Origin of the sequence: Streptomyces lacaronensis, assembly GCF_047337785.1 — a bacterium.
Classification (GTDB): Bacteria; Actinomycetota; Actinomycetes; order Streptomycetales; family Streptomycetaceae; genus Streptomyces; species Streptomyces lycopersici.
In genome coordinates this window covers 10,388,336-10,401,362 of the sequence record NZ_JBLHDK010000003.1, presented here as the reverse complement: position 1 = coordinate 10,401,362, position 13,027 = coordinate 10,388,336, and the positions used below count along the sequence as shown (strand labels likewise).

11 protein-coding genes are annotated in these 13,027 nt (G+C 73.2%); 8 read left to right on the top strand and 3 right to left on the bottom strand.

Translation table 11 applies throughout. The features are described 5' to 3' along the window. Positions 1–8 precede the first annotated feature (8 nt). Positions 9–494 carry a DUF6643 family protein gene (locus ACMTAK_RS45105; RefSeq protein WP_413811516.1) on the top strand — a complete coding sequence of 162 codons (486 nt, stop codon included), beginning with the start codon at positions 9–11 and terminating at the stop codon, positions 492–494. Positions 495–874: 380 nt separating this feature from the next. Here ACMTAK_RS45105 and ACMTAK_RS45100 read toward each other — a convergent pair whose 3' ends face one another. Continuing rightward, the gene (locus tag ACMTAK_RS45100) at positions 875–1,567 is read right to left on the bottom strand and encodes a response regulator (protein WP_020873494.1); all 693 of its coding nucleotides are present in this window, start codon (positions 1,565–1,567) and stop codon (positions 875–877) included. A gap of 122 nt (positions 1,568–1,689) precedes the next feature. Beyond that, positions 1,690–2,139 (bottom strand): Crp/Fnr family transcriptional regulator, encoded by a 450-nt coding sequence (locus ACMTAK_RS45095; protein WP_138912394.1) that lies wholly within the window; start codon positions 2,137–2,139, stop codon positions 1,690–1,692. 247 nt (positions 2,140–2,386) lie between these two features. On the opposite strand from ACMTAK_RS45095, the gene ACMTAK_RS45090 reads away from it, so the two are divergent. The 5 genes from ACMTAK_RS45090 to ACMTAK_RS45070 all read left to right on the top strand — a co-directional run bounded on the left by ACMTAK_RS45090 (position 2,387) and on the right by ACMTAK_RS45070 (position 9,123). Then, a complete protein-coding gene (locus ACMTAK_RS45090; RefSeq protein WP_051573807.1) occupies positions 2,387–2,812 on the top strand; it encodes an ATP-binding protein in 426 nt (141 codons plus the stop codon). 61 nt (positions 2,813–2,873) lie between these two features. Next, on the top strand, positions 2,874–3,941 hold the full coding sequence (locus ACMTAK_RS45085) for a universal stress protein (RefSeq protein ID WP_413811515.1): 1,068 nt from the start codon (positions 2,874–2,876) through the stop codon (positions 3,939–3,941). Between the two features lie 114 nt (positions 3,942–4,055). Next, positions 4,056–5,813 (top strand): GAF domain-containing sensor histidine kinase, encoded by a 1,758-nt coding sequence (locus ACMTAK_RS45080; protein WP_413811514.1) that lies wholly within the window; start codon positions 4,056–4,058, stop codon positions 5,811–5,813. 80 nt (positions 5,814–5,893) lie between these two features. Beyond that, complete coding sequence (locus tag ACMTAK_RS45075) at positions 5,894–6,496, top strand: Rv1733c family protein (protein WP_413811513.1); 603 nt, start codon at positions 5,894–5,896, stop codon at positions 6,494–6,496. A 191-nt stretch (positions 6,497–6,687) separates the two neighbouring features. Further along, positions 6,688–9,123, top strand: a complete 2,436-nt coding sequence (locus ACMTAK_RS45070) for a right-handed parallel beta-helix repeat-containing protein (RefSeq protein ID WP_413811512.1) — start codon at positions 6,688–6,690, stop codon at positions 9,121–9,123. Here the strand turns inward: ACMTAK_RS45070 and ACMTAK_RS45065 are convergent. Next, positions 9,093–11,477 carry a hypothetical protein gene (locus ACMTAK_RS45065; RefSeq protein WP_413813190.1) on the bottom strand — a complete coding sequence of 795 codons (2,385 nt, stop codon included), beginning with the start codon at positions 11,475–11,477 and terminating at the stop codon, positions 9,093–9,095. The genes ACMTAK_RS45070 and ACMTAK_RS45065 overlap by 31 nt on opposite strands. Positions 11,478–11,679: 202 nt before the next feature. Here ACMTAK_RS45065 and ACMTAK_RS45060 point away from each other — a divergent pair, with 202 nt between their 5' ends. Then, the gene (locus ACMTAK_RS45060) at positions 11,680–12,525 is read left to right on the top strand and encodes a DeoR/GlpR family DNA-binding transcription regulator (protein ID WP_413811511.1); all 846 of its coding nucleotides are present in this window, start codon (positions 11,680–11,682) and stop codon (positions 12,523–12,525) included. A 24-nt stretch (positions 12,526–12,549) separates the two neighbouring features. Then, positions 12,550–13,020, top strand: coding sequence for an SRPBCC family protein (locus ACMTAK_RS45055; protein ID WP_413811510.1), 471 nt, complete (start codon positions 12,550–12,552; stop codon positions 13,018–13,020). The last annotated feature ends 7 nt before the right edge of the window (positions 13,021–13,027 follow it).

Sequence of the window (13,027 nt, the reverse complement as noted above, 5' to 3'; positions counted from 1 at the left end):
TATGGTCTATGACCTCCCCCCGCAGCACTTACGGTGGCGGCTACTACTCCTCGCCGTCCTTCCCGGACACCCCCATCTACGACAGTCTTGTCGCCGAGCGGGGGACACCGCAGATCGCACCCATCAGGGTGCCGTCGGCCTATGACACCGGAAGTCATCTTCCGGCGCTGCCCTCGGCGCTCCCCGCGCTGCCGGCCGCCCCCTCCCCGCAACCCATGCACCAGGGGTACCAGCAGCACGCGCCGCAGCCCACCGGCCTGCAGCAGGCGCACTCGCCCTACATCCCGCCGCAGCCGACGGGACCGCGGGGCTACCCGGGCGCCCAGCAGCCGCAGATGCAGCGCCCCGCGCCGGCCTCGCCGATGGGGTACGAGGCGATGCGCCCGGCCATGACGCGTCCGGTCGCGCCTCGCCCGGCGGCGCCCGCGCCCTCTCCGTACGACGACCCTTACGGGCGTCAGCAGAACCCGCCCCCGCCGGGAGGCGGCTACTGACACACGTCGGGAGGTGATGCGACCGGGCCGGGCCCGGTCGCGGGAAGGTCCGGGCCGGATGGGGTATCCCCGTCCGGCCCCTGATTCGTTGTGAGGGCCGTCCGTGCCCGATTTATGAGGGCCGTTCGGCCCCTCCCCGGCGGCGGGACGCACCGCGATGCTGGACCGAGCAGTTCCGCGAGCCATCTCCACCACCGGGGGTGGGCCGGGCTCTCACTCCACTGCGGTGATGAGCATGTCGACCGGTCCCGCCCCGTTCGGCGTGGGGCGCGGGGCCGGAAGGGGACCGGTCTCGCGCTCCGCGCGAAACGCACGCGGCCAGCGTGACGGCCACCGTAAGGGTGTCATCCGGACACCCTCACCGGGCATCGCCCACGGGCTCACTGACCCGCCTCGCGCTCCTTGATCCGCTCGGCGATCACCGCGGCCTGGATCCGCCGTCCCACGCCCAGCTTGGACAGGATCGAGGAGATGCGGTTCTTGACGGTCTTCTCGGCCAGGAACAGCCGCTCGGCGATCTGCCGGTTGGTCAGCCCATCTCCGATGAGCTGGAGGATCTCCCGCTCCCGCGGGGACAGCTTCTCCAGCTCCACGGGCCCGCTCGGCGCGGGGCCGCGCAGCCGGGCCATCACCCGGGAGGTGGCACCGGGGTCGAGCATGGAGCGGCCTTCGGCCACGGTGCGCACCGCCGACACCAGGTCGGACCCGTTGATCTGCTTGAGCACATAGCCCGCGGCCCCCGCCATGATGGCGTCGAACAGCGCCTCGTCGTCGTCGAAGGACGTCAGCATCAGACAGGCGAGGTCGGGGAGCCGGGCCCGCAACTCCCGGCAGACCTCGATCCCTTCGTGGTCCCCGCCCTCGCCCGAGGAGCCGAGCCGTACGTCGAGTACCGCGACGTGTGGCCGTACGGCGGGGGCGCGGGCGATGGCCTCGCGGGCGTTGGCCGCCTCGCCGACCACCTTCAGATCGGATTCGGCGTCGAGCAGATCACGCAGTCCGCGCCGCACCACCTCGTGGTCGTCGAGCAGAAAGACCCCGATGGGGCCGTCGGGGTCGGCTGTCTGGGGCACGGCCTCTCCTCCATGGCGCGCGGGTCGCCGGTCGCGATCCGGCTGCCCAGCTTTACGTTCTGGCGCAGGGAAGCGTAAGGGGCCATTCGGCCCTCGGGCCGCCCGCCGCACCTCCGGCCCGGTCATGGCGAGATTCCGCCCGCATAGGGCCCGTACAGGTCCAGCAGCCGGGTGCGGGCACTCTGCAGCCGGCGCCCGATCACCTGGGCACAGGCCAGCGCGAGGGCGTAGCCGAGCTCCGGGTCCTCGTCGCACAGCCGACGCACCGCCTCGGCGTTGAACTCGTGTGCGCGCACCGGGCTGAGCGCCTCCGCGCCCAGGTGCCAGGTGTCCGGCGGGAAGAGCCAGGACCAGCCGATGAGCTCTCCGGGGCCGAGGGTCTCGATCACCGCGGCCCGCCGCCCCGGGACATGCAGATCGAGGGTGACCGCGCCGGTGCGGATGATCCAGAAGCGGTCGGCCTTACGGCCTTCCTCGAAGATGCGGGCGCCCGAGGGGAAGGAAACATCGTGGGCGAGCGCCATCAGCCGCTCACGGTGTTCGGTCTTCAGCGCGCTCAGCAGTCCCATCATGACCTCACTCTGCCGTCTCCTCTCCCCCCTCGCCCCTCGGCGGTCACTGTGCGTACGAGAGGCAGCCGATCCAAAGCGATACACCGTCGATCGGGTATCGCTTCACCCTTACCCATTTTCGGTCACGTTTCCGATATGACACGTCATTCGTGGTCGTCGTGACCAATGAGAGGCCGCTCCCCGTACCCTCGGCTGCTTCACCGACCCTGTGTTGTCGCTCGTACTCGTCACCAAACGGGAGGCACTGGTGCTAGCCGACCCTCGTCGTCGGTCCGCCGATCGAGCCGGAGAACACCTGCTCCACCGTCATTTCACCGCCGATGAGCTGCCCCGGCTTCGGGTGCAGGTCGAGGAGTGCGCGGCCTGGGCCGGGCTCAGCGAGACCCGCCGCGGGGACTTCGTGCTGGCCGTGGACGAGATCGCCAACAACGCCATCGAGCACGCGGGCGGCACCGGATCCCTGCTGCTGCGGCGGATCGGCGACGAGCTGGAGTGCCGGATCAGCGACTCCGGGCCCGGCTTCTCCGAGGACGTCATCCCGCGGATCCTGCCGGGGCTGGACGGCGCGACCAGCGGCCGCGGGCTGTGGCTGACCCAGCTGGTCACCGACCGGCTGGTGATCAGCGCGGGGGCGGTGGGCGCCGTGGTGACGCTGGCCATGCGGCTGCGCTGAGTGAGCCGCCGGGCTCCCTAGGCGACCGCTTCGGCGGGACAATGGGAAGGGACATTTCCAGGTGCCGGCAGGAGAGGCGGTGGGCACGGTGGAGCTTCCCGTGGTCGTCGGGGTCGACGGTTCGGACGCCGCCACGGACGCACTGGACTGGGCGGCCGAGATGGCCGGGCGCCGCGGGCTGCCGCTGCGGGTCGTCCACGCCTCGCTGTGGGAGCGGTACGAGGGCTACATCCCCGGAACGGCCGCCGACCGCCCCGCCGAGCGGCTCCACAGCGAGGCGGTGCTGGCCACCGCGGCCGAGCGGGCCGGGCGGCGGGTGCCGGCCCTGAAGGTGATGACCGACCTGGCGGCGGACGACGCGGTGACCGCCCTGCTGCGCGCCGGGAAGAGCGCCGAGGCGCTGGTGGTCGGCTCGCGCGGCCGCGGCGAGTTCGCCTCGCTGCTGCTCGGCTCGGTCGGACTGGGCATCGCGGCCCGCGCCCAGTGCCCGGTGGTCGTGGTGCGCGGCCGCCCGGAGAACGTGCGCGGCGGGATGAACCGGGTGGTGGTGGGGATCGCCGAGCGCGAGCGCCAGGGTGAGCAGGAGCCCGCGCCGCCCTCCGCCGCCGTCGCGTTCGCCCTCCGCGAGGCGCGGCTGCGCGGCGGCGAGCTGGAGGCGGTGCACGCCTGGCGCTGCGCGGGCCCGGAGGACCACGCGAGGCCCGGGAATCACGGCGGGCGCGGGGACCACGGCGGGCGCGGGGACCACGGCGCGCACGAGGAGCAGGGGGCGCATGAGGCGCATGGGACCTGGGCGGCCCACGGGGCAGGTGAGGCGCAGAAAGCCGGTGCGACACATGGGGCACCTGAGACGCAAAGCGCGCGTGAGGCGCACGAGCGGCGCGCCGCCGCGCTCCTGGACGAGACGCTGGGCGGCGCCACGGCGGCCGGGCTGCCGCCGGTGCCGGTGGCCCACCGCCCGGTCGAGGGCTCGGCGCGCAAGGCGCTGCTGGACGCCTCCGCGCACGCGGATCTGCTGGTGGTGGGGGCCCGGCGGCGGCAGGGGCACTTCGGCATGCAACTGGGGCTCGTCAACCACGCCGTGCTGCATCACGCCAAGTGCCCGGTCGCCGTGGTGCCGGTTTCCTAGGCGCCGGTCCCCGGGCGACCCCCGACCCTGGCCGAGTTCCTTCCATCCCCGCCACCATCGGCCCCTACCCCGGCTACCCTGCTGGTGAGAGGGTCATGGGGGGATGGAGGCCAGGTGTCGGGCAGTGCGGATCAGGGGCGCCATCCAGCCCTCCCACAACTCCGGCTCGACCAGCTCCTCGACGAGCTCCAGGCGCGACTGGACGCGGCCCGGTCCACCCAGGACCGGATGCACAGCCTCCTGGAGGCCGTGCTCAGCGTGGGCCGCGAGCTGGACCTGGAGCAGGTGCTGCGCCGGATCGTGGAGTCCGCGGTGGTACTGGCCGACGCCGAGTACGGCGCGCTGGGCGTGGTCGACCGGCATCGGCTCTCGCAGTTCCTGCCGGTGGGCATGTCCGAGGAACAGGCGTACCGCATCGGCCCGTTACCCAGTGGCCATGGGCTGCTCGGCGAGCTGATCCGCCACCCCCAGCCGCTGCGGCTCACCGATCTGTCGGAGCATCCGGCCAGCTATGGCTTCCCGGAGCACCATCCGCCGATGCGCTCGTTCCTGGGTGTGCCGATCCGGGTCCGTGACGAGGTCTTCGGGAACCTCTATCTGACCGAGAAGCGCGGCGGCGCCCAGTTCGACGCCGATGACGAGGCGGTGCTGACCACCTTGTCGGTCGCCGCCGGGGTGGCCATCGACAACGCCCGGCTGTACCACGAGAGCCGGCGCCGCGAGCAGTGGCTGGAAGCGCTCGGCGTCATCACCCGTACGCTGCTGGCGGGCACCTCGGCGGGCGAGGTGCTGAGCCTGATCGCCCGGCTCGCCCTCCAGGTGGCCCTCGCCGACTCGGCGGCGATCCTGCTGCCGGCCACCGGCACGGACTCGCTGATGGTCGAGGTGGCCGAGGGGCATGACGCCGAGCTCATCGGCGGGCTCGTGGTGCCGTCCGACGGCTCGCTGGCCGGACTCGCGGCCCGCACCGGGCGCCCCGCGGTCGCCTCGGACGTACGAGTGGACTCGCGGGCCCGGTCCTGGCCGCTGCCGGCTCCGGAGAGCGAATTCGGCCCGGTGGTGGCCGTACCGCTGGTCGCGGGCGAGCGGGCCTCCGGTGCGCTGCGGCTGTGCCGGCTGGCCGGGCGGCAGCCGTTCGACGACCATGAGGTGGAGTTGCTCTCGGGGTTCGCGGCGCAGGCGGCCCTGGCCCTGGAACTGGCCCGGCACCGCGCCGAGTCCGAGCACATGGCGCTGCTCCAGGACCGGGACCGGATCGCCCGGGACCTTCACGATCTGGCCATTCAGCGGCTCTTCGCGACCGGGCTCACCCTGCAGAGCGCGGGCCGGCTGATCGAGCGTCCGGAGGCGGCCGAACGGGTGGGTCGGGCGGTCGACGACCTGGACGAGACCATCAAGATCATCCGCTCCACGATCTTCGCCCTGCGCACGGTCGGGGACGACGGCGGTGAACCCGCGACGCTGCGGCGCCGGCTGGTCAAGGCCGTCCGCTCGGCCTCGGACACCCTGGGCTTCGCCCCGTCGCTGCTGATGGACGGCCCGGTGGACATCGATGTGCCGGACGAGACCGGCGACCATGTGCTGGCGGTGCTGGCCGAGGCGCTCAGCAACACCGTGCGGCACGCCCATGCCCAGCGGGTGGAGGTGCGGCTGACCGTCGGCGCCGACATCACCCTGGAGGTCACGGACAACGGGGTGGGCACCGGGGGCGCCGCCCCCAGCGGAGGACTGATCAATATGCGGTCACGGGCCGAACTCCTGGGCGGCACTTTGGACATCGAGGCGCCCGAGGCGGGCGGCACCCGGCTGATCTGGTGCGTCCCCCTGCACCACCGACGGCCCGCCGGAACGGCGAAAGGGCTGGCACCGTGATATTGCTCTCTCTCCGCCGAATACGCGCATATCCGGCCCGCCATGCGGTACTCACGAGTGGGGAAGGGGGTATGTGATCCATGCGAATGATCTGGGGGCTGTGGCGCTGGCGGCGCAACCCGCTGCGCCGTAAGACGGACGTGCTGGAGGCGTGCGCGGCGCTGGTCGCCGCGGTGCTCATTCTGCTCGTCGCCCCCGCCGTCGGCTGGACGTCGGGGTCCCTGGCACACGGGGCGCTGGTGAAGGCCGCGCAGAAGCAGCGCGCCGAGCGTCATCCGCTCTCGGCCACCGTGGTGAAGGTGCTGCCGCATCCGCCCATCGACTCCGATCCCGAGACCGCTTCCGCGAGGGACGCCCATCGCCGCGTCCTCGCCCGCTGGACGGGGCCGGACGGCAGCAGCCACGAGGGCACGCTGGGGGCTCGCCCCGGCGCGGATCGCGGTGAGCGGTTCCGGATCTGGACCGACGACCACGGCCGCCCGGTGGGCCGCCCGCTGGACACCGCGACGGCCGCCACCCACGCCGTACTGGCCGGAATCGGAGCGGCCGGGGTGACGGTGGTCCTGGTGGACGGCGCCCGGCGGCTGGTCGTATGGCGGCTCATGCGCCGGCGCTACGCGCAGTGGGGCATCGCCTGGGAGCGAGCCGGTCAGGACTGGGGACGGGCGGACGCCGACAGCTGACCTGTGTGAGCGGGCAACGCCCGGCCGGGAGTTGTCATACGAACACACAACTCCCCCCGTGCTCCACAGCCACGTCAACTCGTGGCGCCTCGCGCACGCTACGGTGGGGCATTCCATATGCGCAGCGGCAGTCAGCAGCGGCGGTCAGGCGCGCACACCGGCAACGCACGAGGTGGGGGCACAGCAGCACCATGGCACAGGGCTCGGTCGTCCAGGTGACGCACAGCGGAACGTCTCGGTGGCGGCGCCGCACCGGAGAGTACGCCTCCCTCACGGCGGCCCTGGAGGCCGCCGGGGACGGTGATGTGCTCTCCATCTCGCCCGGCACCTACCGCGAGAATCTGGTGGTGGGCCGGGCCGTCACCCTGCGCGGGCCCGAGGGGTCGGCACGCGGTTCGGTGCGGATCGCGCCGGTGGACGGAGTCGCGCTGACGATACGGGCCTCCGCCGTGGTCCAGGATCTGCATGTCGAGGGCCAGGACTCGGCCGCCCCCGCGCTGCTGATCGAGGACGGCACCCCGGAGCTGACGGACGTACGGGTGGCCACGCGCTCGGCGGTCGGCATCGAGGTGCGCGGCGGCGCCCGCCCGACCGTGCGGCGCTGCACCGTGGACAACCCCGCGGGCGTCGGGCTCAGCGTGCTGGACGGCGCGGGCGGGGTGTTCGAGGAGTGCGAGGTGGTGGCCGCGGGGCAGTCCGGGGTGGCGGTGCGCGGCGGCGCCCGTCCCCGCCTGGACCGCTGCCGGGTGCACCACGCGTCCGGGGCGGGCTTCTCGCTGACCGGCGAGGGCTCCTCGCTGGAGGCCGTCGGCTGTGAGGTGTACGAGATCCGGGGCGCCGGGGTGCAGGTCTCCGGGCGTGCGACCGGGAATCTGACCGACTGCCGGGTGCACCGTACGACGGCCGACGGGGTCAACCTGGACACGGACGCGGTGCTCACGCTCGCCGACTGCGAGATCCATGACATCCCCGAGAACGCGATCGACCTGAGGTCGCGTTCGGTGCTGACCCTGACCCGCTCCACGGTGCGCCGGTTCGGGCGCAACGGCCTGTCGGTGTGGGACCCGGGCACCCGGGTGGACGCCAACCAGTGCGAGCTGCACGAGAGCACCGGCGACTATCCGGCGGTGTGGGTCAGCGACGGGGCGACCGCGGTGCTCGACTCGTGCCGGGTGCGCGAGGTGCCGGACGCGCTGTTCGTCCTGGACCGGGGGTCGCGGGTCGATGTGGTCGACAGCGATCTGTCCCAGGTGCGCTCCACCGCGGTCTCGGTCAGCGACGGGGCCATCGTCCAGCTTGACGACTGCCGCATCCGGGAGGCGGCCACCGGGGCGTGGTTCCGCGATCACGGCAGCGGCGGCACGCTCGCCAACTGCACCATAGACGGCGCGGCCACCGGAGTGATCGTCACCAAGGGCGCCGATCCGACGGTCGAGCGCACCACGGTCTCCGGGCCGACGGAGGCCGGGTTCTATGTCTCCGCCGAGGGCCGCGGCACCTTCACCGGCTGCCGGGTGACCGGCAGCGGGGGCTATGGCTTCCACATCATCGACGGCTGCCGCACCACCCTGACCCGGTGCCGTACGGAGCGCTGTGCGCGCGGGGGTTACGAGTTCTCCGAGGCGGGGCCGATCGCCGAGGACTGCACCAGCGACGAGAGCGCCACCACGGCCTTGGGCTCCCCGGGCGCGCCCACCCGGCCCCAGATCACCGCGCCCGCCGTGGAGACCGCCTCGACGGGCGGGCTGCTGGGCGGCGTCCCGGCGCAGCGAGCCGCCCAGACCTCCGCGCCCGCCGCCGAGCCCCCGGTCGCCGTCCGCCCGTCCACGGCGGTGCTGGGCGAACTGGACGCGCTGGTCGGGCTGGAGAGCGTCAAGCGCGAGGTGCGGGCCCTCACCGACATGATCGAGGTGGGCCGGCGGCGTCAGGAGGCCGGGCTCAAGGCCGCCTCCGTCCGCCGCCATCTGGTCTTCACCGGCTCCCCCGGCACCGGTAAGACGACGGTGGCCCGGCTCTACGGGGAGATCCTGGCCTCCCTCGGCGTGCTGGAGCGCGGCCATCTGGTGGAGGTCTCCCGGGTGGACCTGGTCGGTGAGCACATCGGCTCCACGGCCATCCGCACCCAGGAGGCGTTCGACCGGGCGCGCGGCGGGGTGCTGTTCATCGACGAGGCGTACGCCCTCTCGCCGGAGGACTCCGGCCGGGACTTCGGCCGCGAGGCCATAGACACGCTGGTCAAGCTGATGGAGGACCACCGGGACTCGGTCGTGGTCATCGTCGCGGGTTACACGGCGGAGATGGAGCGGTTCCTGTCCGTCAACCCCGGTGTGGCCTCCCGTTTCTCGCGCACCATCACCTTCGGCGACTACAGCCCGGAGGAGCTGCTGCGGATCGTGGAGCAGCAGGCCGAGGAGCATGAGTACCGGATCGGCGAGGGGGCGTCGGAGGGGCTGCTGAAGTACTTCACGGCGCTCCCCAAGGGCCCGGCGTTCGGCAACGGCCGCACCGCCCGGCAGACCTTCGAGGCGATGGTGGAGCGGCACGCGGGCCGGGTCGCCCAGCTGAGCGACCCGACCACGGACGACCTCACACTGCTCTACCCCGAGGACCTGCCGGAGCTCATCTGACCGACGGCCTCCTCCTCCGCCGGTGGCGGCGTCTGCTCCGGGAGCCGGGCCAGCAGCCCGGCTCGCTCCCGGTCGAAGACGGGGTCGGCCTGGTAGTCGCCGTGCCCCAGGATCGGCGCGGGCAGCGGGTGTTCGGTCGTACGGCCATAGGCCAGCGGGTCCTTGAGCGCGCCGCAGTCGACCTCGGGCCCGCTGCCGTCGGGCAGCTTGATGGGGCCGCCGATGGGGTCGGTATAGCGCCACAGATTGCGCCAGCAGCGCACCTCGCCGTGGAGCGAGAGTAGCTGGGTGGGGCCGAAGTAGGCGGGGAACCAGCGCCCGTAGAGCCGCTCCAGTGGTGAGCCGTAGGTGAGCAGCGCGACCTGGCCGCGGGTGCGGTGGTCCACCTGCCAGACCGCGGCGGCGGCCAGCACACTGCCCTGGGAGTGGCCGGAGATGACCAGCCGGCCGCCGTGCCGGCGGGTCCAGGTCTCCATCCGCCAGGTGAGATCGGGAACCGCCCGCTCGGCGTAGCACGGCGGCGCGAAGGGGTGGGCGGCGCGCGGCCAGAAGGTGCCCACGTCCCACAGGATGCCGATGGTGCGGCGGGCGGAGGGGCTGCGGTAGGCGCGGCGGGCCCAGGTGACCAGCATCAGGAAGGCCAGCCCCATCAGCCAGGAGCCCAGCGCCTGCGCGGTCTGGGCCGCGGCGTCCACGGCCCCGGGCGCGCCGTCGGCGGCCCGGCCCGGCACCTCGTTGGTGACCCAGGCCGCGGTGACGGCCAGGGCGCCGAACAGCAGGGTGAGCAGCGCGACGGGGCCGACGATCCAGGGGGCGGAGTCGGTGAGGCCCGCGCGGGCGATGGTGGCCGCGATCCGCCGGGTGCGTACGGCGTCGGGCCGTTCTCCCGGATAGCCGTCCATGATGGTCGGCAGCAGCCGGTTGCGCACCCGCCACACCCTTACGGTGAAGATCACCAGCAGGACGACCAGGACCAGCAGCAGCGCGGGGATGGCCGTGGCCAGCCAGGTCAGCAGCACCGGAGGCGCTATCCCCGGCCCCTCACCCGGGGTGCCGCCGCCGTCCAGCCAGTCGGCGAAGCGCTGGGCGACACCGCCCGCCAGCACCGCGCCGAGCCCGCAGGCGAGCACGGCGACGGCGGGCCCGGCGAGCCCGTACAGCGGGGTGCGGCCGGGCGCGGCCCGGTGCAGGACCAGGGCGCACACCGCCATGGTCACGATCAGCGCGCCCTCCCCGATGGCGATGACGCAGAACGCCTCGTTGCCCGGCAGCTGGCCGGTGGAGACCCAGCCCGGGCGGGACCAGCCGGCGTGCAGGACGGAGAGGGCCAGCACCGCGAGGGCGGCGCCGGGCAGCGCCGTGATGGTGAGGCGGTCCAGCTCCCCGTCGACCTTGGACTCGCTGCGGCCGCGGTAGCACACCACGGCCACTACCGTGACCGCGCCCGCGCAGAGCAGCGTCAGCAGCGCCCAGCCCGCGGTGTCCAGAAGCCCGCTGCCGCCCGGTTCGCGGTCATAGGTGGTGGTGGGCAGGGTCAGGCCCGCCGCGATGGTGAGGAAGCCCGCGGCGGTGTGCGCGGCGCGCAGCCGGGCGACGATCCTGCGGCCGTACCAGAAGCCGGGCAGGCAGAGCGCGGGGCGGTTGGCCGCCTCGGGGGCGGACTCGTCGACGGGGCGCTCCAGCGGCGGGGAGGCCTCGTACGCGCTCCAGGTGCGGTTGGACAGGTACCACAGCAGTCCGGTGAGCGCGCCGGGCAGCACCGCGGCGAGCGCGAGCCTGCGGCCGGGCCGGCTCCACCAGCCGTGGTTCTCCGGGGACAGGAAGCCGAGCCAGGACTTGCCCCCGGCGCAGTCGGCCGAACCGGCGCACTGCCAGGCGACCAGGTCCAGGGCCACCTCACAGGCCCCGGCGATCAGCAGCACGGTCAGGGTGAGCGCCACGAGCCGGACGAGCAGGCCATAGGTGCGCACGGTCCGCTCGCGCCGGTCGGCCGGGGGCCGCATCCAGTGGGCGAGGTTGGCGACCATGAACGGCAGTAAAAGCAGCCACAGGGCGCGGGAGCTGTTGCCCGAGGTGAGGTTGCACCAGACGTACGCCTCGCGGATCGGGCCCTCGCGGTCCGGCCCCTCGCGGTCCTCCGGCGGGCGCTGCTCGGCGTCGATGTCGTCCGCCCTGCGGTAGACCGCCGCGGTCTCGTCGCCGGTGACCAGGCTGGTGCGCGGATCGCCCAGCATCTCCTCGGGGGTGGTGCCGCCCACTCCGTGGACGAGGAGTTCCAGATCGGGTGGTGGCGCCCCGCCCTTGCGGGCCGTCATCGCCTGTTCCGACGCGTCGGCCGGTGTGTCCGTACGCATGGTCGATGGCACCGTGTCCCCCGATCCGGTGTGGTGCGGTCGTTCCGGCTCCAGGATTGTGCCCATCGGCCACCTTCCCCGACCCTGACACGGCGGGCGTGGCGAAATCGTAACCCTGGGTGCACCGGCACTCGGCTGTCCTCGCCTCATGCGAAGATGAGCGCGCGGGCGACGAGGGCCGGCCGGAGGGAGACGTGGCAGGGTGAGCGACAACCAGAACCTGCTCGCGGAGCAGCGGCGTGCCCTGATCCTCGATGAGGTCAGGCGGCGCGGCGGGGTGCGGGTCAACGAGCTGACGCGCAAGCTCAATGTCTCGGACATGACGGTTCGTCGCGATCTCGACGCGCTGGCCAGGCTGGGCGTGGTGGAGAAGGTGCACGGCGGGGCCGTGCCGGTGGCCGAGGCGAGCACGTACGAGCCCGGGTTCGAGGCCAAGTCGGGCCTCGAGCTGAGCGCCAAGGAGGACATCGCCAAGGCGGCCGCCGCGATGGCCGCGCCGGGCACCGCGATCGCCCTGGCCGGGGGCACCACGGCCTTCGCGCTGGCCCAGCAGTTGCTGGAGGTGCCCGATCTGACGGTGGTCACGAACTCGGTCCGGGTGGCCGATGTGTTCTACAACGCCCAGCGGTCGGCGGCGCTCGGCGGGGTGGGCCCGCGCCCCGGCGCGGCCACCGTCGTGCTCACCGGCGGAGTGCGGACGCCGTCGGACACGCTGGTGGGACCGGTCGCGGACGCGGCGGTGCGCTCGCTCCACTTCGATGTGCTCTTCCTCGGGGTGCACGGGATATCGGTGGAGGCGGGTCTGTCCACGCCGAATCTCGCCGAGGCGGAGACCAATCGCCACTTCGTCAGGGCCGCGCGGCGGGTGGTGGTGGTCGCGGACCACACCAAGTGGGGCACGGTGGGGCTGAGTTCCTTCGCCTCGCTGGACCAGGTGGACGCGCTGGTCACGGACCCGGGGCTGCCGGAGGAGGCGCGGGCGGAGATCTCCGAGTATCTGCCGGAGCTGGTGGTGGCGGGCGAGCCGGTCCGCACCGCAGACATCTGACACGCCGACAGTTATCGTGTGTCCATGACACACCGGTTGCGTTCCGTCGGGCTGGAGTACGCCGAGACCGCCCCGGTCCGGCTCGCCTTCGTCGCCAAGGTCTCGGCCGCTCCGGAGGCGGTGTTCGAGGCGTTCACCGATGTCGAGGGCTGGCCGCGGTGGTTCCGGCAGGTGAAGGACGCCCGCTCCACGGACGGTGGCAAGGGCAGGGAGATCCGCCTCATGGGCGGCACCCTCTTCCGCGAGACGGTCATGGCGGCGGATCCGCATGAGCGCTACGCCTATCGTGTCGACGAGACCAACGCACCGGGGCTGCGGGCGCTGCTGGAGGAGTGGACGCTGCGGCCCTCGGACGGCGGGACCATGGTGCGCTATGTCTTCGCGGTGGACGGCACGGCGGTGCTGCGCGGTGCCGTACGGGCGATGCGGCCGGGTCTGCGGCGCGCGTTCCACCAGGCGGTGCGGAACCTGGACCGGATGGTGGCGGCGGCCTGACGACGGC

Bases quoted from the DNA above. Each gene is read 5' to 3' on its own strand.
- ACMTAK_RS45105 (WP_413811516.1), top strand. From the start codon at position 9: ATGACCTCCCCCCGCAGCACTTACGGTGGCGGCTACTACTCCTCGCCG.
- ACMTAK_RS45095 (WP_138912394.1), bottom strand. From the start codon at position 2,139: ATGATGGGACTGCTGAGCGCGCTGAAGACCGAACACCGTGAGCGGCTG.
- ACMTAK_RS45075 (WP_413811513.1), top strand. From the start codon at position 5,894: ATGCGAATGATCTGGGGGCTGTGGCGCTGGCGGCGCAACCCGCTGCGC.
- ACMTAK_RS45070 (WP_413811512.1), top strand. From the start codon at position 6,688: ATGGCACAGGGCTCGGTCGTCCAGGTGACGCACAGCGGAACGTCTCGG.
- ACMTAK_RS45065 (WP_413813190.1), bottom strand. From the start codon at position 11,477: ATGCGTACGGACACACCGGCCGACGCGTCGGAACAGGCGATGACGGCC.
- ACMTAK_RS45055 (WP_413811510.1), top strand. From the start codon at position 12,550: ATGACACACCGGTTGCGTTCCGTCGGGCTGGAGTACGCCGAGACCGCC.